The following is a 15,960-nucleotide window of genomic DNA, read 5'->3' on the forward strand; positions in this document are numbered from 1 at the left end:
GATCTCGCCCGATCGAACGACTGCGCGCGGCGTCATCGAGGAGCTGGTGCCCCAGCTTCCGCCAGGTTGGCAGGCCACGGCCCTTTCGGCGGTGCTGATCCTCTACAAGGAAAAGAACGACAAATACCCGCAGGCAAACGTGCTGGCGCGATCCTAGGGACCGGCCAGGCACGGCCGCCCGTGTTTAGCAATCGGGCAGGTCATCGAGATTGTTGCGGGTCGTGTCATCGCGATCGGTCCGGAGATATTTTCCGTTCGATCCCTGGACGACCCTGATCTGCGTAACCTTCCCGTCGCTCCAAGACACGTGATAGCTGTGCGAGCCGCCCTCGATATCGCTGATCGCATCGGCCTTGAGCCGCGGCGACCAGCTTTCGCCGGCATTGCACAAGGCCGTGATGTCGCCATCGCGGTCCTTTCTCGACTTGTTCACATAGCGCGTCGCCATCGTCTTATCCTTTCCTGGCTTACTTCTCGCGAACCGTGGTGTTCGGACTCGCCTTTCCATGCTTGGTGGTGACGTAGCGCCCGCTGATCGCGCTACGATACCGAGAGCCCGAGCTTCCGCTCTTGCCCGATGCCTCGCGAACCGTTGTTCGCGGACTTGCCTTCCCATGTTTCGATGTCACGAAGCGCCCAGAGATCGCGCTTCGGTAGTTTCCGCCTTTCTTGCCCGCCATTTCTAATCTCCAATCCCGCCTGTCCCAGGTTCGGAACAGCGATACAGAAAGTATGGTTAGCGCGAGTTCGCTTGTCAAGTAGGAAAACTATTGCCATACCGAACCGACGCAATCGGGAGCGAATATGTCATCGGTATTAGGGCGAAAGGTCCGCGATCTTCGCCAAAAAAAGGGCATGACCCTGGAACAGCTCGCCACGGCGACGGGCAGCAGCAAGAGCTACATGTGGGAGATCGAGAACAAGCCGGTCGCCCGCCCCTCCGCGGAAAAATTGGGGCGGATCGCTAGCGTGCTGGGCGTGACGAGCGAATATCTGGTAGACGAGGAGCGCACCGAGCCGCCGGTCGCGGACGACTTCGACCGGGCGTTCTATCGCAAGTATCAGGGCGCGTCCGACCCGGTGAAACAAAAACTCAAGCGCATTCTGGACGTGCTGGACGACGAATGATCTTGGAGCCCACCCGACCGAAGGCGTGGGCCAACTTCCTAGGGCGTCTGTGGGGCGCGCGCTTCCCCGTGGACGTGCGCCAGATCGCGCTCGAATATTCGAGCCGCTACCCCGATCGCATCAAGAAGATTCAGGAGTTCGCCGACTTCGAGGGCGCGCTGTTCCCGCTTCCCAAGAGCGGCCAATGGGCGATCCTCTATAATCCCGACGCGCCACCGGGGCGGATCAATTTCACGATCGGGCACGAGCTGGGCCATTATCTCGTTCACCGCGCCGCCGAGCCGCAGGGCTTCCAATGCGGCGAGAAGCAGGTGCTTGGCTACGATCGGGACGCCGACAGGCGACGGATCGAGCAGGAGGCCGACGAGTTCGCGTCCTATTTGCTCATGCCGATGGACGATTTTCGCGGTCAGGTAAGGGCGGGCGGAGATGACCTTGGATCTCCTGGGCCATTGCGCCGATCGCTACGATGTGTCGCGGACCGCGGCGGCGATCAAGTGGATCGATTGCACCTCGGAATGCGCGGTCCTGGTCGTCGCGACGAACGGACACGTGCTTTGGTGCTGGCGAAGCCGCAGCGCCAAGAAGCGGCGCATCTTTCTCCAATCCGGAATGGAGCTTCCTGCGTCATCATGGAGCGCCAGACCGGGACTAATCGTATCGGAAAGGCGTGGCCTTGAGCTGCCCGGCGACGTATGGCCGACCGGAACGCCCACGCGGGAAATGACGATCTTCGCCGATCGTTACGAGATGACGATGTCCCTGCTTGTCATCGAGGACGATCAGTGGGGTTACGACTGCGAGGATGAGCCGGTGGAAGATACCTTCGATAGGTTCATGGCCCGCCAATAGGGTTGTTTGCGCGTCCCTGCCGGGAACGCGCTCTGTCCTGCGACTTGTATCGCTCCTAGAGGGCGCGGCGTTTTCATAGCTGATTCGCAGGCTCTCCCGCCCCTCTCCATCGCCGCGCGCCCGCTGTCGCGCTCAATCCGCGCGCAGGGCGTCCGGCGGCTTCGTGCCGTAAAAGGGGTGCTGTCCTCTTTTGCCGCTGGAGCGGCGGCTTGACGCTTCCCCGCGCCGTTTCCGTGTGTGGGGAACACCAGACGCTCCACCCTCTCGTTCTCGAAGCCAAATAGCTGCCCCGTGTAGCGGGCTTCGCCCGCTAATCCGCGCGAAAAGGCCATTGGGCATCCCCCTACCCCGCCCATCCTTGCTGGAGGATAGGTTCGTGGGGGCGAAGGCTGCGAAATCGCCGCAACGAACAATGAGGGGCATCGCGACCGAAAGTGGGCCGAGAGCAGTCGGTCCGCTATGTGATCAAGTCCCATGGAAAGCGGACCTTGGTTTGAATTCCAGCATTCACACAGGGATCATGTCATTTTGCAGCCGCCGCTGTCCAGATGGGCCATGCCGGTTTGCTTTGCAATTCCGCATCGAGGAGTCCTGCATACTGCCATATCCGAAGCAGATCGAGCGCCTCGCCCGTGGCACCGGTCTTGTCGACTAGGGCGGTGTAATCGACGGGCACGAACCAGACGACGAACAGGTAGTCATCCCGCCTCGCCGCAGCAACAAGGTCGGTCAGGAACTGTCTCTGCCTGGAAGCATCTCCTTGTAGTCGGATGCCGATGGTGGGGAGGTCCACGTCGCGGGTAATGTAGCCGGTCTCGGCAATTGCTATGGGCGTATCGGTATAGTCCCTGAGCCAGTCGAGCGGCTCTTGCCACTGGGCTGGTGGATCGGGAAGCGCCGGCGCGCCCATCGCTTCACCTATCGGGGAGGCATAGGGATAGAAGCTGATACCGAGAAAATCGCTTTGCTCGACGAGTGGACGAACGGTCGTTCCAATAGGTCCCATCAAGGTTTGCAACACCATTTCCGGCCCGACTGAAAGATCAGGATGGCTCTGGTCTAGTTCCTGATAGACCGTGGTATAGAGCCGTTCGAACGCAGGCCATTTTGCAGGCGCCTGTAGTGCGAGTTCGCTGATTTCGATGCCAACAACAAGATATCTCGGCTCAAACACCTCAAGCACTCGCCGGTTATACTCCAGATAGGCCCCAACCAGCTGCGGATTGTCAAAGGCTGCACCCTTCAGCGCAGCAGGCAGCGGACCCGGCTCGCCCTCTGTCGCACCACATTGCGGTGCGACATTGATCCGGTTCTGCGCCGTGGGTGTGGTTGAAACATAGGTGAAGTGTGCAGGCGGTATTCGCGCCTTGATGGCCGCGAACTCATCTGCCAGCCACTCAGGCAGTTTTTCGCCCTCAAGCATCTCGGCCCACGGTACGCAGCCAATCAGATCAAGGTGAACCGCTGTGAAATCGGCATGAGCATCAGTGAGATCGTGGACCCGTTGCAGGCTCCCCGCAGTCCGATCGAAAGGGAACGGCACAAACCCGAAGGCGGTATTTGAAGTGGAGGATGGTTGGGTCGGCGGCGTAAAGACGGGCGGCGGTGCGGGCGAAGTCTGAGTATCATCGCCGCCACATCCTGCGAGAACTAGCGCCGCAGCTGTCGTAAAAGCGATAAGCCTATCAATCATAGCACTGCCTCTTCCGTGGATGGAGAATGCACGACGATTCTTTCTTGCCACCGGTCTGGCGTTTCGATGCTGAACAATTCTAGAATACTCGAGCAACAAGAAGCGCTTGCAGACAGGAATTGGGCCGGAAGCGGATCGTCTGGTTTTGGGTAGTTCCGTTCGGATAACCGCCGTTTGGTTCTGCGTTAAGACCCCATCCGAAATGCATTTGCTGATATCGACCTACTCGTGTTTGCGCTTGTAATTTACGTCTTCGAAGTGACACTCACTTTCGAATCTCGATCTTCCCCGCCAATTCCGTTTCGCACCATTTTCTAAACGATGTTGGCGAAGCGCGAAGCTCTTCAGGCGACCGCTCGATCAAATGGTCCAGGCCGTCATTCTTCGCGGTGAGCATGCTTGTCATCGCAGTCGCCATACCTTCAGATGCACCATTTGACAGCATCATTGACCTCACTTCGTCCATTGCGGTTTGCTGGAAGACAATCTCCCGACCTAGACAATCGCTTATTGTGCTCGCGATCTCATTGAAGGACAGGTCAACCGGACCAAGCATAGGAACCTCGATAAAGCCCTTCCAATCGCGGTCGCGCAGCAATTGCGCGCTTTTTGTGGCCACATCGACAGGCGCCACGTGTCTTAGCTCCAGATCGGGCGGAGCCGGCGCATAAAAGGTGTTTTGATGTGCGATTGCTTGGACTTGCCGCGCGACATTCGACATTAACGAGACACAAGCCAAAGCTGCGTAGTTAACCCCTGTTGCCGCCAGCATGCCGTCCATTCGAATTGACGCTGAGGCATGTCCCGCGTCACCTGACCAATTGCGGCCTACGGCACTAATGCTGACAACATGCGTCACGTTAGAGTTCTCAAGCGCTCTTGCGACCGGACGTGCGAAATCGACATAAACGGCTTCCGCGCTATGTGCCGTAATGTCTGATGGCACGAGCCAAAACAGGCTATCCGCGCCAATGAGTGCTTTTTCGACAACTGATAGATCGCTGTGGCTGCCTTCGACGACCTCTGCTTTCTGACGAATACCTGCCGACAGTTTTGACGGATCGCGAGCGATCAGGCGGACCGGCTCCGGCCCATCGATCAAATCGGACACGACCCTGCTGGCGATATCGCCCGTTGGCGCGGTAATAACGATCATCCACTTTTCCTTTCACGCGTTTCTTGCGCGGGTGTTGCGGTAGACGTCCGGAGCCGCGAGATGTCTTCGGCGGGCGGGCGTCCATAAAGCTTGCGATAATCGCGGCTGAGCTGCGCCGGGCTGTCATAGCCCACGGCAAAGCCAGCCTCCGCTGCGCCACACCGTTCCGTGAGCATCAGTCGGCGGACTTCCTGCAACCGAAGCCTAGTACGGAATTGCAGCGGGCTGAGGCCGGTAGCGTCTTTGAAGTCGCGATAAAGCGAGGACTGGCTCCGTCCGGCCACTCGCAGGAGCTGCTCTACATCAAACCGCTGCGAGTAGGTCTTGCGCAAATGAGCGATTGCGCGTTCGATCGGGGCCGCACGGTTATCGACATAGGCGAACTTTCGAAGTTGCGCGCCAAAGGGGCCGGAAAATAGGCGGTACAGAAGTTCCCGCTCGTAAATAGGCGCTAGAACCGGCGCGTCAGCTGGATGGTCCAGGAGCCCGACAAACCTGGCCACTGCATCCAGCAAATCGGACGGCGTATCAGCAATTCCAATCGCCGTGATGGGTTCGGCAGGCGGCATTCCGTCACGCATTTCGATCAAAATACTTTTGTCGAAGAGGAGCTGGACGCAGACGTACGGTTCGTCTTCGCTCGCATCGATGATCATGCCGATTACCGGCACGTCGAAGCCGGCAATCAGGTACTGCCCAGCCCCGTAGGCAATATCTCCAATTCCCGATCGCACGGCCTTCGATCCCTGAACTATCGCGCAGAACGAGGGCTCGTAAAATGCTGGCACAGGTTCACTTGGCGAAAGCGCCTGGTGAAGGATCAAACGAGGGACGCCCGTAGCAACTGTCGCGGTGCCATCGACATGGCGACGCGCCAAAGAGACAATATCGGCGACATTCCTTTCCATACAATCAGGCATGCTAGTCGTGTTCGTAACCTATCAATCGAAATCGGTCGACGCGGTCAGTTTAGACCATTTCGCGAGTTCCAGTTGGCGGTTTGCAAAATCTGTTCCGATGATTTCGAGGGCATCCGATCCGGCTGCGAAGCGCATGGGCGGATTGTCCTCTCGTGTCAGGGCGACCAGCGCATCGCCGAGCTTTGAAGGGTCACCTGGCTGGTTGTGGCTGATCTCGTCGAAGGTATTTTTGTGAACGGCATTGCCTTCGGCATAAGCGGGTACGTCGATATCCCCGTAACGGACCGAATGCGCATCGAGAAAATCAGTCCGGAAAAAGCCGGGCTCGACGATTGTGACTTTGATCCCGAACGGCTCGACTTCGGCGGCCAAGCCTTCGGACAGGCCTTCGACGGTGAACTTGCTCGCGCAATAGATCGCGGAGCCTGCATATCCCCGCGCACCGCCGATGGATGAGATATTGAAGATGTGGCCCGATTTCTGCTCACGCATGATCGGCAGGACTGCGCGGGTGACATCCATCAAGCCGAAGACATTGACGGCAAACTGACGCTGGATCGCGTAGCGGCTCACCGTCTCGAAACGGCCCATTTGCCCGTATCCGGCATTGTTGACCAATATATCGATACGCCCAAAATGCTTGAAGGCGTGAGCAACGCTTGTTTCGACTTCGACGCCATCGGTCACATCCATGGAAAGCACCATAACGTCATCTTCTGCTCCACCGATCAGATCCGCAACGCCGTCCGTATCTCGTGCTGTTGCCACAACGCGGTGGCCTGCTCTCAAGGCTGCGCGCGCCATGTCAAGGCCAAGTCCGCGCGATGCGCCGGTGATGAACCATACTCTACTCGCCAATTTGCTTCTCCAGCTTGAGACTTGGAGAGATAGGCGCGATTGGTCATCAGCGTTAGAACAATCCGGTCAACGTCTTGCACGATATTCCCAAAGCGGAGATCAGTGTCAGACCGCTAGCCCGGCTTGACCACCGCGAGAACGGCGATGCAGAGCACGCTGCCGGTTGTCAGGAGGGTCAAAGCTGTAGAGGGCCTAGCGGTCGCCGGAGACGCGCTTACATCCAACCTGCGCAATCTTCCGGCGAGAACGCCGTGCAGGCCTGAAAGCAGGATCACGAGCAATAGTTTGGCCTGAAGCCATCCGCTCGTAAACCATCCACCCGAAACGGCGATCCAGATGCCAAACCCCCAAGCAGCAATCATAGCGGGTGCGGTGACCCGGCCATCCCACCACCGGACCACGGCTCGCAGAGAATTGGCCTGCTCCGTATCGTCTGCTCGGCGCGCTCCCAAAGCCGCGCCCGCAAGCAGGAGTGCAAGCGTGCCACCGACGAACAGCAAGACCGAAGCGACATGCGCGGCCTTCAGCCAGAGATACATCATGCTGCGGCCTTCGCCTTCTTCGCGAGCCAGCGTTCGTTGAAGAAGCCACCGAACGGGATCATCGCGCCGATGAACAGCCGCACAGCTGCCCACCCACCAATCATGCGGGCCGCCAAGGCTTCTATCAGTAAGTAGACAAACAACAGGAAGGCGAGGCCATGGACAGGCCCCATGACCTGCACCACGATCGGCATGTCGGCAAAGTGCTTGAGCGTCGATCCGACCAGTACGAGCGTGATGAGCGTGAAACCTTCAAGCGCGACCGCGAACCGAAGCCTGCCCCATCCTTCATTGGTGATCGGATGAGTTTTCACATTGCCCATCACTGGGAACGCGATTCCGCAATCCGCTGCGCGATGTCCATCGTGCTGCTGTCCATCTCACCCGTCATCTGCTTGACCATTGCGAGAATTTCCGGCTCGGCCGATGCGGGCGTGCCTCCCTTGAAGGGCGGATCGGGGTCGTACTCCATCGCCAGCGTCGTGGCCTTTGCCACCGCTTCGCCGCGCAATTCAGCGAGCAGAGTGAGACCGAAATCAATGCCAGCTGTTACGCCGCCGCCGGTCATCCGGTTGCGGTCGATCACAACGCGCTCCTCGCCGACCTCGACGCCCATGGCAGCCAAAGCGCCCCGCGCGGCCCAGTGCGTGCCCGCACGATAACCGTCGAGCAGACCGGCAGCCGCCAGCAGCAGAGATCCGCTGCAAACCGAGGTGATGTATTTCGCGTCTTTACCAGCTTCGGCGAGGAAGCCGATCACCTCCTCATCTTCCAGCCAGTCGGACGTTCCAAATCCGCCCGGTGCGAACAGGACGTCCAGGTCGCGCGGATAATCATCGAAGGTGTGGGTCGGCATGATGGTGATGCCGCTATCGGTGAGAACCGGCTCTCGGTCTTTCCACACCAGATAGGTCTCGCCATGCATTCCGAGCGCCGACTGCGGACCAGCCATATCGAGCAAAGTCATCATGGGATGGATCAGCATCGCAATGCGGAGCGGCGGCATTTGGCCTCCGCCAAGAGCAATCTCGGATACGGCAGACATGGTGTTTTCTCCTTTTTCGATAGCTGTGTCCTATCGCATGCCTATCAACTCTGCCGTGGCATTCTGGACATATTCCGGTAGAATTTTGCCAAAGTGATCCGACGCGCGGTCAGAGCCTTGCAAAGCCAGTGCAGGGCGAGTGTCGCGGCAGTTCGGAAAAGTCTGGAAGCTCGTTATGCGTATCGTCGCAGTATTGGTTCCCCACGGCGTCGTGCCGTTCGATCTCGGCATACCGTGCGACATCTTCGAGCATGCGCGGCTCGCCGACGGTTCGAAGCCGTATGAGGTTCGCGTATGCGGGCAGGCGCGTCGCGTGCGCTCGAGGCCGTTCGATATCGTTGTTGAGCGCACTTTGGATGGTCTGGAAGAGACCGATACGATCATCGTGCTTGGCACGGACGAGCCGTGGCAGCCAATCCCCGCATCCATCCGCGGCGCGTTGCAGGATGCAGCCGAAAAGGGAACGCGTATCGCCTCGATCTGCACCGGTGCGTTCGTTCTGGCAGGGGCGGGGTTGCTCGACGGTCGACGCGCGACCACCCATTGGCGTGCGGCAGATATACTCGCTGCCAGCTATCCCGAAGTCGAGGTTCATCCGAATGTTCTTTATGTCGACGAAGGCGAGATCGTCACATCGGCGGGTGCGTCGGCGGGGATCGACATGTGCCTGCATCTTGTTGCGCGCGATTTCGGCCATTCGGTCGCTGCCAACTCCTCGCGCGCTGCCGTTGCCCCCTTCGGCCGAGCAGGCGGGCAGAAGCAATTCATTTTGCACGATTTAGCCGCAGAGAGGATTGCTGGCGGCCATATCGCTGAGGCTATGAGCTGGGCAGAAGAGCGCCTCGATACGCCGATCACGGTTGCGCAGATGGCTGCCAAGGCCGGGATGAGTTCGCGCACATTTGCGCGCCGTTTTGCAGAGGATGCGTGTACTACGCCCGGACAATGGCTTATCGATGCCCGGACCCGGCGCGCGCGCCTATTGCTGGAGACGACCGATATACCGGTCGGGGAAGTCGCCGCGCAAAGCGGTTTTGCCGAGGCGTCGGGTCTGCGCGATCGCTTTCGCCGCGTGCTTGGGGTAAGCCCGAAGGCATACCGAGCAAGTTTTGGCTGCCGTCAGACTTAGTCTGAAACCATAGGAGGTTGTTAGCTTTATCAGGTGTCACAATAGACTCTGAGTGCTTTCCCTATCCGCCGGAACAACCTATACGGCAATGCTTGAAGGCCCTATGCGAGTAAGCGTGCCGCGCCCTCTGACGCCCTTCTTGGCGATAGCCTACCTCTTCGCAGTCTTTTCTGCGGTGCTGCAATGGTCGGTCCCCTATGGATGGATGCTTTCCAGCAATGATCGCGGTTATGTCACGCTCGTCCCGTGTCCGAGTTCCTATGGCGCTCTGACCCTCGGCGGCGCGAGCAGCGAGGCGACGGATCACGAAGATTATGCTTCGCACGATCCATCGGCGAATGGCGGAATGGATCACTCCGATCATCATGACGGATCTGGAGATGGTCAGTCGGGTTGCGATTTCGCTTCACTGAACGCGCCATTCCTCTCGCCCGCAGCAGCCGAATTATCGGCTCCTCCGATTTCTGGCAGCGCCGATGTTGCCGCGCAATTTGAAGCGTTCCCCGGGCGCGGTCTCGCGGCACCTCCTCCGCCTGCTACCGGACCCCCAATCCTGATTGTTTGACCTTTGTTGATGCGGGCCATTCGGCGCTGCAAGCACTCCCGCATCCCTCGATAATCGGCATGATTGTTCCGCTCTCCTGCAAGGGCTGAGCGGGCCGTGCGATCAGGACCATATTCCATGTTTTTCAATCGTTTCGGGCGAGCGCTGTTCGTCCCCGCACTTGTGTTTAACCCTGCATCCGTTCTCCACGCACAGGAAGCGGAGAGCACTGAATCGAGCGTGTCTGCGGAAGACCGCCGCACCATACTTGTCACGGGCGAGCGGGAAAGATCAGATGCCGCGATCAGCGCCAACAAGGATGGCGGGCCGATCCTGACCACGCCGCAAGCCATATCGGTTGTCGATGATGCCTTTATCGATGATCTCAATCTGCGCACAATCTCCGAGGCGCTAAACTACAGTTCCGGGGTGCGCTCGCAGAGCTTTGGCAGCGATACGCGGCTTGAGTATTACCAATTGCGCGGCTTTCGCAGCGACAATCTCGTCAAAGACGGTCTGGTGCTCACCAATTCAGGCGTGTTCCTGTCATGGACGACACCCGCCGAAGGGATCGAGCGGATCGAAGTGCTCAAGGGGCCCTCCTCGGTGCTCTACGGAGGCGGCAGCGTCGGCGGGATCGTCAATATCGTTTCGAAGCTTCCCGATGGGCGGAGCGTTGCCGCGGTCGAGGTCGGTGCCGACGAGTTCGGAAGTGTCTATAGTTCGGCCGATCTCGGAGCCTCGATCTCCGACACACTGGCCGTGCGCGCCAACGCTTTGGTTCGGCGCGGCGATACGCAGGTTGAACTGGCCGAAGACAACAGAACCTACGGCGCGCTTGCAGTGGGGTGGACCCCTACGCCTGACGCTTCACTGGTACTGCGCGGAAGTTACACGCGTGATCGCTCGCAGCGCCCAACGGGCTTTCTGCCGTTTGAGGGTTTCGTCACGCCACTGCCGGATGGACGCCGCATTCCCATCGACCTGTTCGTGTCCGATCCCGAAGCTGATCGCTATGACCGCGACCAGTACGAAATCGGGTATACGTTTGATGTCGCGCTTTCGGACAATCTGGGGTTTGTGTCGAACGCGCGCTATGCGGAGATCGATCTGGTCTATGCAGGTCTGTTCGGGCAGTTTTTCGGTAACCCGGTCATCGAAAGCGACCGCGTATTGATCAACCGCGGTAATTCGCGGCTTGATGCGTTTCTCGACAATTTAACCATCGATAATCGGCTCGATGCGAAATTTTCGACCGGCAGCATCTCCCACTCGCTGCTCGGCGGTATCGATTATGCTTGGTCGCAGAACCGCAATGCGCAAGCGGTCGGCAGCGCACCGGCGCTCGATGTGTTTGATCCTCAATACTGGATCGCATTGCCTCTGCTACGGGCCTTTCCGCCGGTCGATCAAAAGCTCGATCAAACAGGCTTGTATTTGCAGGACAGAATCGAGGCCGCGGGGTTCACCGGCCTGCTTTCGATCCGGCACGACTGGATCGGATCGACAACCGTCCAGGGCGGGAATGCACCGAACCGCCAAGAGAACGAGCGAACCACCTATCGCGCTGGGCTTAGCTACCTGACGCCCTTGGGGCTGGCTCCATTCGTCAGCTACGCAACATCGTTCACACCAGTATTCGGTTTCGATGAGGCGCTCGGGGAATCGTTTCGGCCCGAGACCGGCGAGGCGTTCGAAGCGGGCCTGAAATACGAGGCGCGAGGACTGCCGCTGTTTCTGACCGCCTCACTGTTTTCGATTGAGCGTGACGGCGTTCTCATCTCCGACCCCGCTCCCGGTTTTCCGCGTAATCAGTCCCAGAGCGGTCTGGTTCGTTCGCGCGGCGGTGAATTCGAACTTCAGGCGCGGCCGATTGAGGGCCTCAACATGACCGCCACGATCACAGCCTTCGATATCGAAAACAGAGAGGGCGATCCGGCTCTCATCGGCCTCGCACCCCCTGCGACACCTGAATTCATCGCGTCCGCATTCGTCGATTACACGCTGCCCGACGGAACTATATTACCAGGTCTCGGGCTCGGTATCGGTCTGCGTCATACTGGCAGGAGTTTTGCAGATCCTGCCAACACTCTGGTGGTGCCCGAAGTGACCGTGTTCGACGCGCTCATCCGCTATGATTTCAGTGGGCTTCGTTTCGCGGCCAGTATCTCGAACCTGTTCGACAAGGAATATGTCGCAGCATGCCCCGCGCCGGGGACATGCTATGCCGCCAATGTGCGGCGCGTCACCATCAGTCTCAGCTATCGTTTTGGAGAAGTGCAATGACCCTCGACCGTCGCCAGATTCTGGCCCTTGCAGCGCTTGCGGGGGGCGCTGGTGCGTTTGAGACCGCCAGCGCAGAAGCCCACGATGCACAGGGCCGGATGCCGCCATTACCGGAGGATGCCCCGAAGATCGCGATGCTGGTCCATCCGCGCATGATTGCGCTCGACCTCATCAATCCCATGACGGTGTTCAATATCCTTCGTTCGAACATTATGCTGGTTGGCAAGACAATGGAACCTGCCGCGACCGATGTGCGCATCCCCATCGGCGCTACGCATACGTTCGATCAGGTTCCGCGCGAGGTCGACGTGCTGTTCGTGCCCGGCGGTATCATGGGCACCATCGCGGCGATGGATGATCCGGAAACGCTCACTTTCCTGTCCGATTGCGGCAGGCGCGCCAAGTGGGTGACGAGCGTGTGCACGGGCAGCCTGCTGCTCGGCGCAGCCGGACTACTGCAGGGATACCGGGCAGCCTCTCACTGGACCGTCAGCGATCTCTTGCCGAAACTGGGCGCGACGAAAGTCGATGAGCGCGTGGTGATCGACCGCAACCGCATGACCGGCGGAGGCGCGACAGCCGGGCTGGATTTCGGTCTGACCCTCGCGGCGAAGCTGGTCGACGAAGAGGCCGCCCGCCGTATCCAGCTCATCCTGGAATATGCGCCGGAGCCACCCTTCGCCAATGGCACGCCGGCCCAAGCTGGTCCGGAGCGGGTAGCCACGATGCGCGCCGGGCGGCCATGGATGGATGCGCAGGCGTTGAAAGCCGTCGAAGCGGCAGCCGAGCGACTTGGGCTTCCTGCCTGAAACAAAAGACCATCCTTGCTATTCAGCGGTTTAACGCCGTGCAGAAACCAGGAATGCCATATCCCAGACGATTGTTCCGCCGACGGCTCGCCGCTCGTGTTCGATCTGTTCGGCAAGGCGGTCCGGATCGACGGCATCGCGATCTACGATGCCTTGTTCCGCCATGCGCGGTAGCATCAGCCGGGCCAGCTGCGGGATGAAACTGGGATCGTTTTCCTGCAGGAGTATCGCCTCGCTCGTTATCTGTTCCGGCGCAAGCCCGCATTCCCGCAGGATACCTTCCAGACGCAGGCCGAGCCGGTCATCTCCGCCCTCCGCCACTATCGTATCCCAAACCCAATTGTGGATTAGGCGATGGACGGGAAGGTCGCTCAGTCCGCGAGGCAGCCCGGCCCTTGCATGCTCCTGAAACCCGAGCACGCCGCCTCCCCTTGTCATCTCGCGCAAGCGAGACAGCACGTCTTTTACGTTCGGCAAATACATCAGCACACGGCGACCAACGACCGCATCGAAGGTGCCGAGTTCGGACAACGCGGTGGACAGGTCGGCAAGGCGGTACTCGATGTTCGCTACCGATCTATCCACCGCCTTGCTTCGCGCCATTGCCAGCGCCGTCTCGCTTCGATCAATCGCAATGATTTCGCCATCAAGTCCCGTGAGTGCGGCGACAAACCGGCTCAGCTCGCCATCTCCGCAGCCGACATCGAGCACTCTCATACCCGGCCCGATACCGACACTTCCGAAAAACCTCTCGCTCGGCGCATTGGCAGGATTGGCAACAGCGTTCGCATTCGAATGAGACATTGTTACGTAATAGATCTGTCGCGGATAAGCACAAGATAGCTGATGACCACGAACATTCGATGCTCGGCATCTGCGCTCAGAAATCTGCCGAAATCGACGCTTTTACAGTGCGCGGACCGCCTTGTAGCAGGGCGGCGGAGAATACATCGAAGGCCGATGCCCAATAGCGTTCGTCGGCGATATTATCGACCGTCACGCGCAGCGTAACCGGGGTGTCGCCTGCCGCAAAGACATAGCGCGCGCCCAGGTCGAAGCGGATCCAGCTATCGATTTCCAGCGTGTTAGCCGCATCGACGAATTGCTCGCCGGTATGTACTGCGCGGCCGGTCAAAGTGAAGCCGGGCGCAAAAGGCAGATCCCACTCGATATCAGCATTGGCGGTGAAGTCCGGCACTCCGGCCACATCGTTGCCGCCAATCAATTCCGCATCGGTCACGGCAGCCCCGCCGATGAACCGCAGTCCCGGTGCAACTTCGCCATTGAGCGTCAGTTCCAGCCCGCGATGCCGCTGGTCGCCGCGATAGCCGAAGCTGCCATCGTCCAGCACCCCTTCGCCTGGACGCTCGATCTGATAGGCGGCGAGGCTGGCAAACATATTGCCAATCCGCACCTTGCCGCCGATTTCGTATTGCGTTGAGCGGCGCGGGGCGAGCACTTCACCCGGATTGATGATCGAGGGGTCGACGGGCGCTGTCGCTCCTTGCTGCAATGCCTCGATCCGGTTGGCATAAAGCGAGATACCGTCGGCAGGCTTTACAACCAGCCCGGCGACCGGAGTGATTGCGTCTTCGTCATACTCCGTGCCGAGAGTGCCATCTGCGAAGCTGAAACTCTTGGCATTGATTGCCTGTAATCGCAGGCCACCGGTCAGCAGGATACGGTCATCCAGAAAGCCGAGCGTATTGGATGCAAAGGCACTGAATTGCCGGATTTTCGCGAGCGGAAACGGATCTTCCAGATTCCCGCCGACGAAGCTCGACGAGGGCAAGTCGACCTGTACCGGATCGAAGAGGTTCGTATCGAACCCCGCAAAGCCCGGACCGAAGCGAAAATCGAAGGCGTTGCGATTGGTTTGCCAAACAGCGTTGCCACCGAAATTGATTTCATGCGTTACGCTCTCACCTAGGGAAACGCGCAAACCGGCCTCGACCGCTTCGTTATTGTCGGTGCGGGGCACGACCAGCGCGGTTCCATTTGCCGCGCCAGTGACGGCGCCGAGCACGGTGATCGTATCGTAAATACCGTCCTCGCGACCATCGCGCAGGCCAGCTTTTGCATAAAGCAGCGCATTGTCCGCGACGTCATATTCCAATGACAGCGTGCCGAACACGTCGCGCATTTCCGTGAAGGCGAAATCCTGCGCGTAATTTGCATCACTTTGCGGCACGGCAGGGACCGCGCCGCTGGCGATCGTGACCTTGGGCCGCAGGCTGTCGATGCGGATTTCCTGATAGGCAAGGTCAAGCGCCGCACGGATATGGCCGCCATCATAATCGAAGCTGGCGCCTAGAACCTGCGACCGGCGATCCTCGCCTTCTATCGCCAGCTCACCATCGCGGTATGCACCATTGATCCGCACGCCCAGTGCATCATCCGCGCCAATGCGGCGGGCAACATCGAAACTGCCGCCGAAATGCCCATCCTGCGTAAAGCTCGCGGTTACCCGTGTCAGCGGCTGGTCCCCAGCACGCTTGAGCTGGAGATTTACGCTGCCGCCAAGGCCCGATCCGCCTGGCGCGGCACCATTCAGGAAGGCGCTGGCCCCGTTTAGCACCTGCACGCTTTCGAACAATTCGGGCGAGACAAGCTGTCGCGGGGTAATACCGTACAGGCCGTTCAGCCCGACATCGTCACCAAAAAGCGTGAAGCCGCGAATGACGAACTGCTCCGCAGCATTGCCGAATCCGTAAGTTGTGCGAATGGTCGGATCATTCTCCAGCACTTCGCCCAGCGTTTGCGGCTGCTGGTTGAGGATTAACGATTCGTCATAGGACCGGATGGCGAAGGGAAGATCTTCGGCCGGTTTATCACCCAGCACACCAGCACTCCCGGAATTCAGGACCAGCGTCTCATTCTCCCGCTGGGCGGTGACGACGATCGTGTCCTGCCCCTCTTGACCGAAGGCAGGCGTGGCAATTGCGGCAGCGACAACAAATACAGGCAGGGTCTGTTTACGAAAATGCATCAGATAACT

General features: G+C 59.4%; 17 protein-coding genes. 7 read left to right on the top strand and 10 right to left on the bottom strand.

Features of this window, described 5'->3' with window-relative positions:
• Window positions 1-184: 184 nt before the first annotated feature.
• Entirely contained in the window at window positions 185-448 is a 264-nt protein-coding gene (locus tag D6201_RS12615; protein ID WP_120049412.1) for a DUF3892 domain-containing protein, read from the bottom strand.
• Window positions 449-804: 356 nt separating this feature from the next.
• On the opposite strand from D6201_RS12615, the gene D6201_RS12625 reads away from it, so the two are divergent.
• Genes D6201_RS12625 through D6201_RS13200 form a run of 3 tightly spaced genes read left to right on the top strand, consistent with a single transcriptional unit; the run spans window position 805 to window position 1,980 of the window.
• Window positions 805-1,128, top strand: coding sequence for a helix-turn-helix domain-containing protein (locus D6201_RS12625; protein WP_120049414.1), 324 nt, complete (start codon window positions 805-807; stop codon window positions 1,126-1,128).
• Window positions 1,125-1,808 carry an ImmA/IrrE family metallo-endopeptidase gene (locus D6201_RS12630; RefSeq protein WP_120049415.1) on the top strand — a complete coding sequence of 228 codons (684 nt, stop codon included), beginning with the start codon at window positions 1,125-1,127 and terminating at the stop codon, window positions 1,806-1,808. The genes D6201_RS12625 and D6201_RS12630 overlap by 4 nt, the downstream gene beginning before the upstream one ends.
• 43 nt (window positions 1,809-1,851) lie before the next feature.
• Window positions 1,852-1,980, top strand: coding sequence for a hypothetical protein (locus D6201_RS13200; protein ID WP_277949496.1), 129 nt, complete (start codon window positions 1,852-1,854; stop codon window positions 1,978-1,980).
• Between the two features lie 523 nt (window positions 1,981-2,503).
• Here D6201_RS13200 and D6201_RS12635 read toward each other — a convergent pair.
• From D6201_RS12635 to D6201_RS12665, 7 genes are all read right to left on the bottom strand, one after another.
• Complete coding sequence (locus D6201_RS12635; RefSeq protein ID WP_133304022.1) at window positions 2,504-3,673, bottom strand: hypothetical protein; 1,170 nt, start codon at window positions 3,671-3,673, stop codon at window positions 2,504-2,506.
• Between the two features lie 265 nt (window positions 3,674-3,938).
• On the bottom strand, window positions 3,939-4,829 hold the full coding sequence (locus D6201_RS12640) for an NAD(P)H-binding protein (protein ID WP_120049417.1): 891 nt from the start codon (window positions 4,827-4,829) through the stop codon (window positions 3,939-3,941).
• Window positions 4,826-5,737: an AraC family transcriptional regulator gene (locus tag D6201_RS12645; RefSeq protein ID WP_165853573.1), complete on the bottom strand. Its 912-nt coding sequence runs from the start codon at window positions 5,735-5,737 to the stop codon at window positions 4,826-4,828. The genes D6201_RS12640 and D6201_RS12645 overlap by 4 nt, the downstream gene beginning before the upstream one ends.
• A 33-nt stretch (window positions 5,738-5,770) precedes the next feature.
• On the bottom strand, window positions 5,771-6,607 hold the full coding sequence (locus D6201_RS12650; protein ID WP_120049419.1) for an oxidoreductase: 837 nt from the start codon (window positions 6,605-6,607) through the stop codon (window positions 5,771-5,773).
• 113 nt (window positions 6,608-6,720) lie between these two features.
• Window positions 6,721-7,149, bottom strand: a complete 429-nt coding sequence (locus tag D6201_RS12655) for a CopD family protein (protein ID WP_120049420.1) — start codon at window positions 7,147-7,149, stop codon at window positions 6,721-6,723.
• The gene (locus tag D6201_RS12660) at window positions 7,146-7,472 is read right to left on the bottom strand and encodes a DUF3817 domain-containing protein (protein WP_120049421.1); all 327 of its coding nucleotides are present in this window, start codon (window positions 7,470-7,472) and stop codon (window positions 7,146-7,148) included. The genes D6201_RS12655 and D6201_RS12660 overlap by 4 nt, the downstream gene beginning before the upstream one ends.
• Window positions 7,472-8,194 carry a DJ-1/PfpI family protein gene (locus tag D6201_RS12665; RefSeq protein ID WP_120049422.1) on the bottom strand — a complete coding sequence of 241 codons (723 nt, stop codon included), beginning with the start codon at window positions 8,192-8,194 and terminating at the stop codon, window positions 7,472-7,474. Before D6201_RS12665 ends, D6201_RS12660 begins: the two co-directional genes overlap by 1 nt.
• A gap of 175 nt (window positions 8,195-8,369) precedes the next feature.
• On the opposite strand from D6201_RS12665, the gene D6201_RS12670 reads away from it, so the two are divergent.
• From D6201_RS12670 to D6201_RS12685, 4 genes are all read left to right on the top strand, one after another.
• Window positions 8,370-9,323 (top strand): GlxA family transcriptional regulator, encoded by a 954-nt coding sequence (locus D6201_RS12670; protein WP_120049447.1) that lies wholly within the window; start codon window positions 8,370-8,372, stop codon window positions 9,321-9,323.
• A 139-nt stretch (window positions 9,324-9,462) separates the two neighbouring features.
• A complete protein-coding gene (locus D6201_RS12675; protein WP_133304023.1) occupies window positions 9,463-9,888 on the top strand; it encodes a hypothetical protein in 426 nt (141 codons plus the stop codon).
• A 117-nt stretch (window positions 9,889-10,005) separates the two neighbouring features.
• Window positions 10,006-12,153, top strand: a complete 2,148-nt coding sequence (locus D6201_RS12680; protein WP_120049424.1) for a TonB-dependent siderophore receptor — start codon at window positions 10,006-10,008, stop codon at window positions 12,151-12,153.
• Window positions 12,150-12,962: a DJ-1/PfpI family protein gene (locus tag D6201_RS12685; RefSeq protein WP_120049425.1), complete on the top strand. Its 813-nt coding sequence runs from the start codon at window positions 12,150-12,152 to the stop codon at window positions 12,960-12,962. The genes D6201_RS12680 and D6201_RS12685 overlap by 4 nt, the downstream gene beginning before the upstream one ends.
• Window positions 12,963-12,992: 30 nt before the next feature.
• Here D6201_RS12685 and D6201_RS12690 read toward each other — a convergent pair whose 3' ends face one another.
• Together D6201_RS12690 and D6201_RS12695 are read right to left on the bottom strand one after the other, a co-directional pair.
• Entirely contained in the window at window positions 12,993-13,766 is a 774-nt protein-coding gene (locus tag D6201_RS12690) for a methyltransferase domain-containing protein (protein WP_120049426.1), read from the bottom strand.
• Between the two features lie 76 nt (window positions 13,767-13,842).
• Window positions 13,843-15,951, bottom strand: a complete 2,109-nt coding sequence (locus tag D6201_RS12695) for a TonB-dependent receptor (protein WP_120049427.1) — start codon at window positions 15,949-15,951, stop codon at window positions 13,843-13,845.
• Between the last annotated feature and the right edge of the window lie 9 nt (window positions 15,952-15,960).

The organism is Aurantiacibacter aquimixticola (genome assembly GCF_003605475.1).
Taxonomy (GTDB): Bacteria; Pseudomonadota; Alphaproteobacteria; order Sphingomonadales; family Sphingomonadaceae; genus Alteraurantiacibacter; species Alteraurantiacibacter aquimixticola_B.

Bases quoted from the DNA above. Each gene is read 5' to 3' on its own strand.
- D6201_RS12615 (WP_120049412.1), bottom strand. From the start codon at position 448: ATGGCGACGCGCTATGTGAACAAGTCGAGAAAGGACCGCGATGGCGAC.
- D6201_RS12625 (WP_120049414.1), top strand. From the start codon at position 805: ATGTCATCGGTATTAGGGCGAAAGGTCCGCGATCTTCGCCAAAAAAAG.
- D6201_RS12630 (WP_120049415.1), top strand. From the start codon at position 1,125: ATGATCTTGGAGCCCACCCGACCGAAGGCGTGGGCCAACTTCCTAGGG.
- D6201_RS13200 (WP_277949496.1), top strand. From the start codon at position 1,852: ATGACGATCTTCGCCGATCGTTACGAGATGACGATGTCCCTGCTTGTC.
- D6201_RS12635 (WP_133304022.1), bottom strand. From the start codon at position 3,673: ATGATTGATAGGCTTATCGCTTTTACGACAGCTGCGGCGCTAGTTCTC.
- D6201_RS12640 (WP_120049417.1), bottom strand. From the start codon at position 4,829: ATGATCGTTATTACCGCGCCAACGGGCGATATCGCCAGCAGGGTCGTG.
- D6201_RS12645 (WP_165853573.1), bottom strand. From the start codon at position 5,737: ATGGAAAGGAATGTCGCCGATATTGTCTCTTTGGCGCGTCGCCATGTC.
- D6201_RS12655 (WP_120049420.1), bottom strand. From the start codon at position 7,149: ATGATGTATCTCTGGCTGAAGGCCGCGCATGTCGCTTCGGTCTTGCTG.
- D6201_RS12660 (WP_120049421.1), bottom strand. From the start codon at position 7,472: ATGGGCAATGTGAAAACTCATCCGATCACCAATGAAGGATGGGGCAGG.
- D6201_RS12665 (WP_120049422.1), bottom strand. From the start codon at position 8,194: ATGTCTGCCGTATCCGAGATTGCTCTTGGCGGAGGCCAAATGCCGCCG.
- D6201_RS12670 (WP_120049447.1), top strand. From the start codon at position 8,370: ATGCGTATCGTCGCAGTATTGGTTCCCCACGGCGTCGTGCCGTTCGAT.
- D6201_RS12680 (WP_120049424.1), top strand. From the start codon at position 10,006: ATGTTTTTCAATCGTTTCGGGCGAGCGCTGTTCGTCCCCGCACTTGTG.
- D6201_RS12685 (WP_120049425.1), top strand. From the start codon at position 12,150: ATGACCCTCGACCGTCGCCAGATTCTGGCCCTTGCAGCGCTTGCGGGG.
- D6201_RS12690 (WP_120049426.1), bottom strand. From the start codon at position 13,766: ATGTCTCATTCGAATGCGAACGCTGTTGCCAATCCTGCCAATGCGCCG.
- D6201_RS12695 (WP_120049427.1), bottom strand. From the start codon at position 15,951: ATGCATTTTCGTAAACAGACCCTGCCTGTATTTGTTGTCGCTGCCGCA.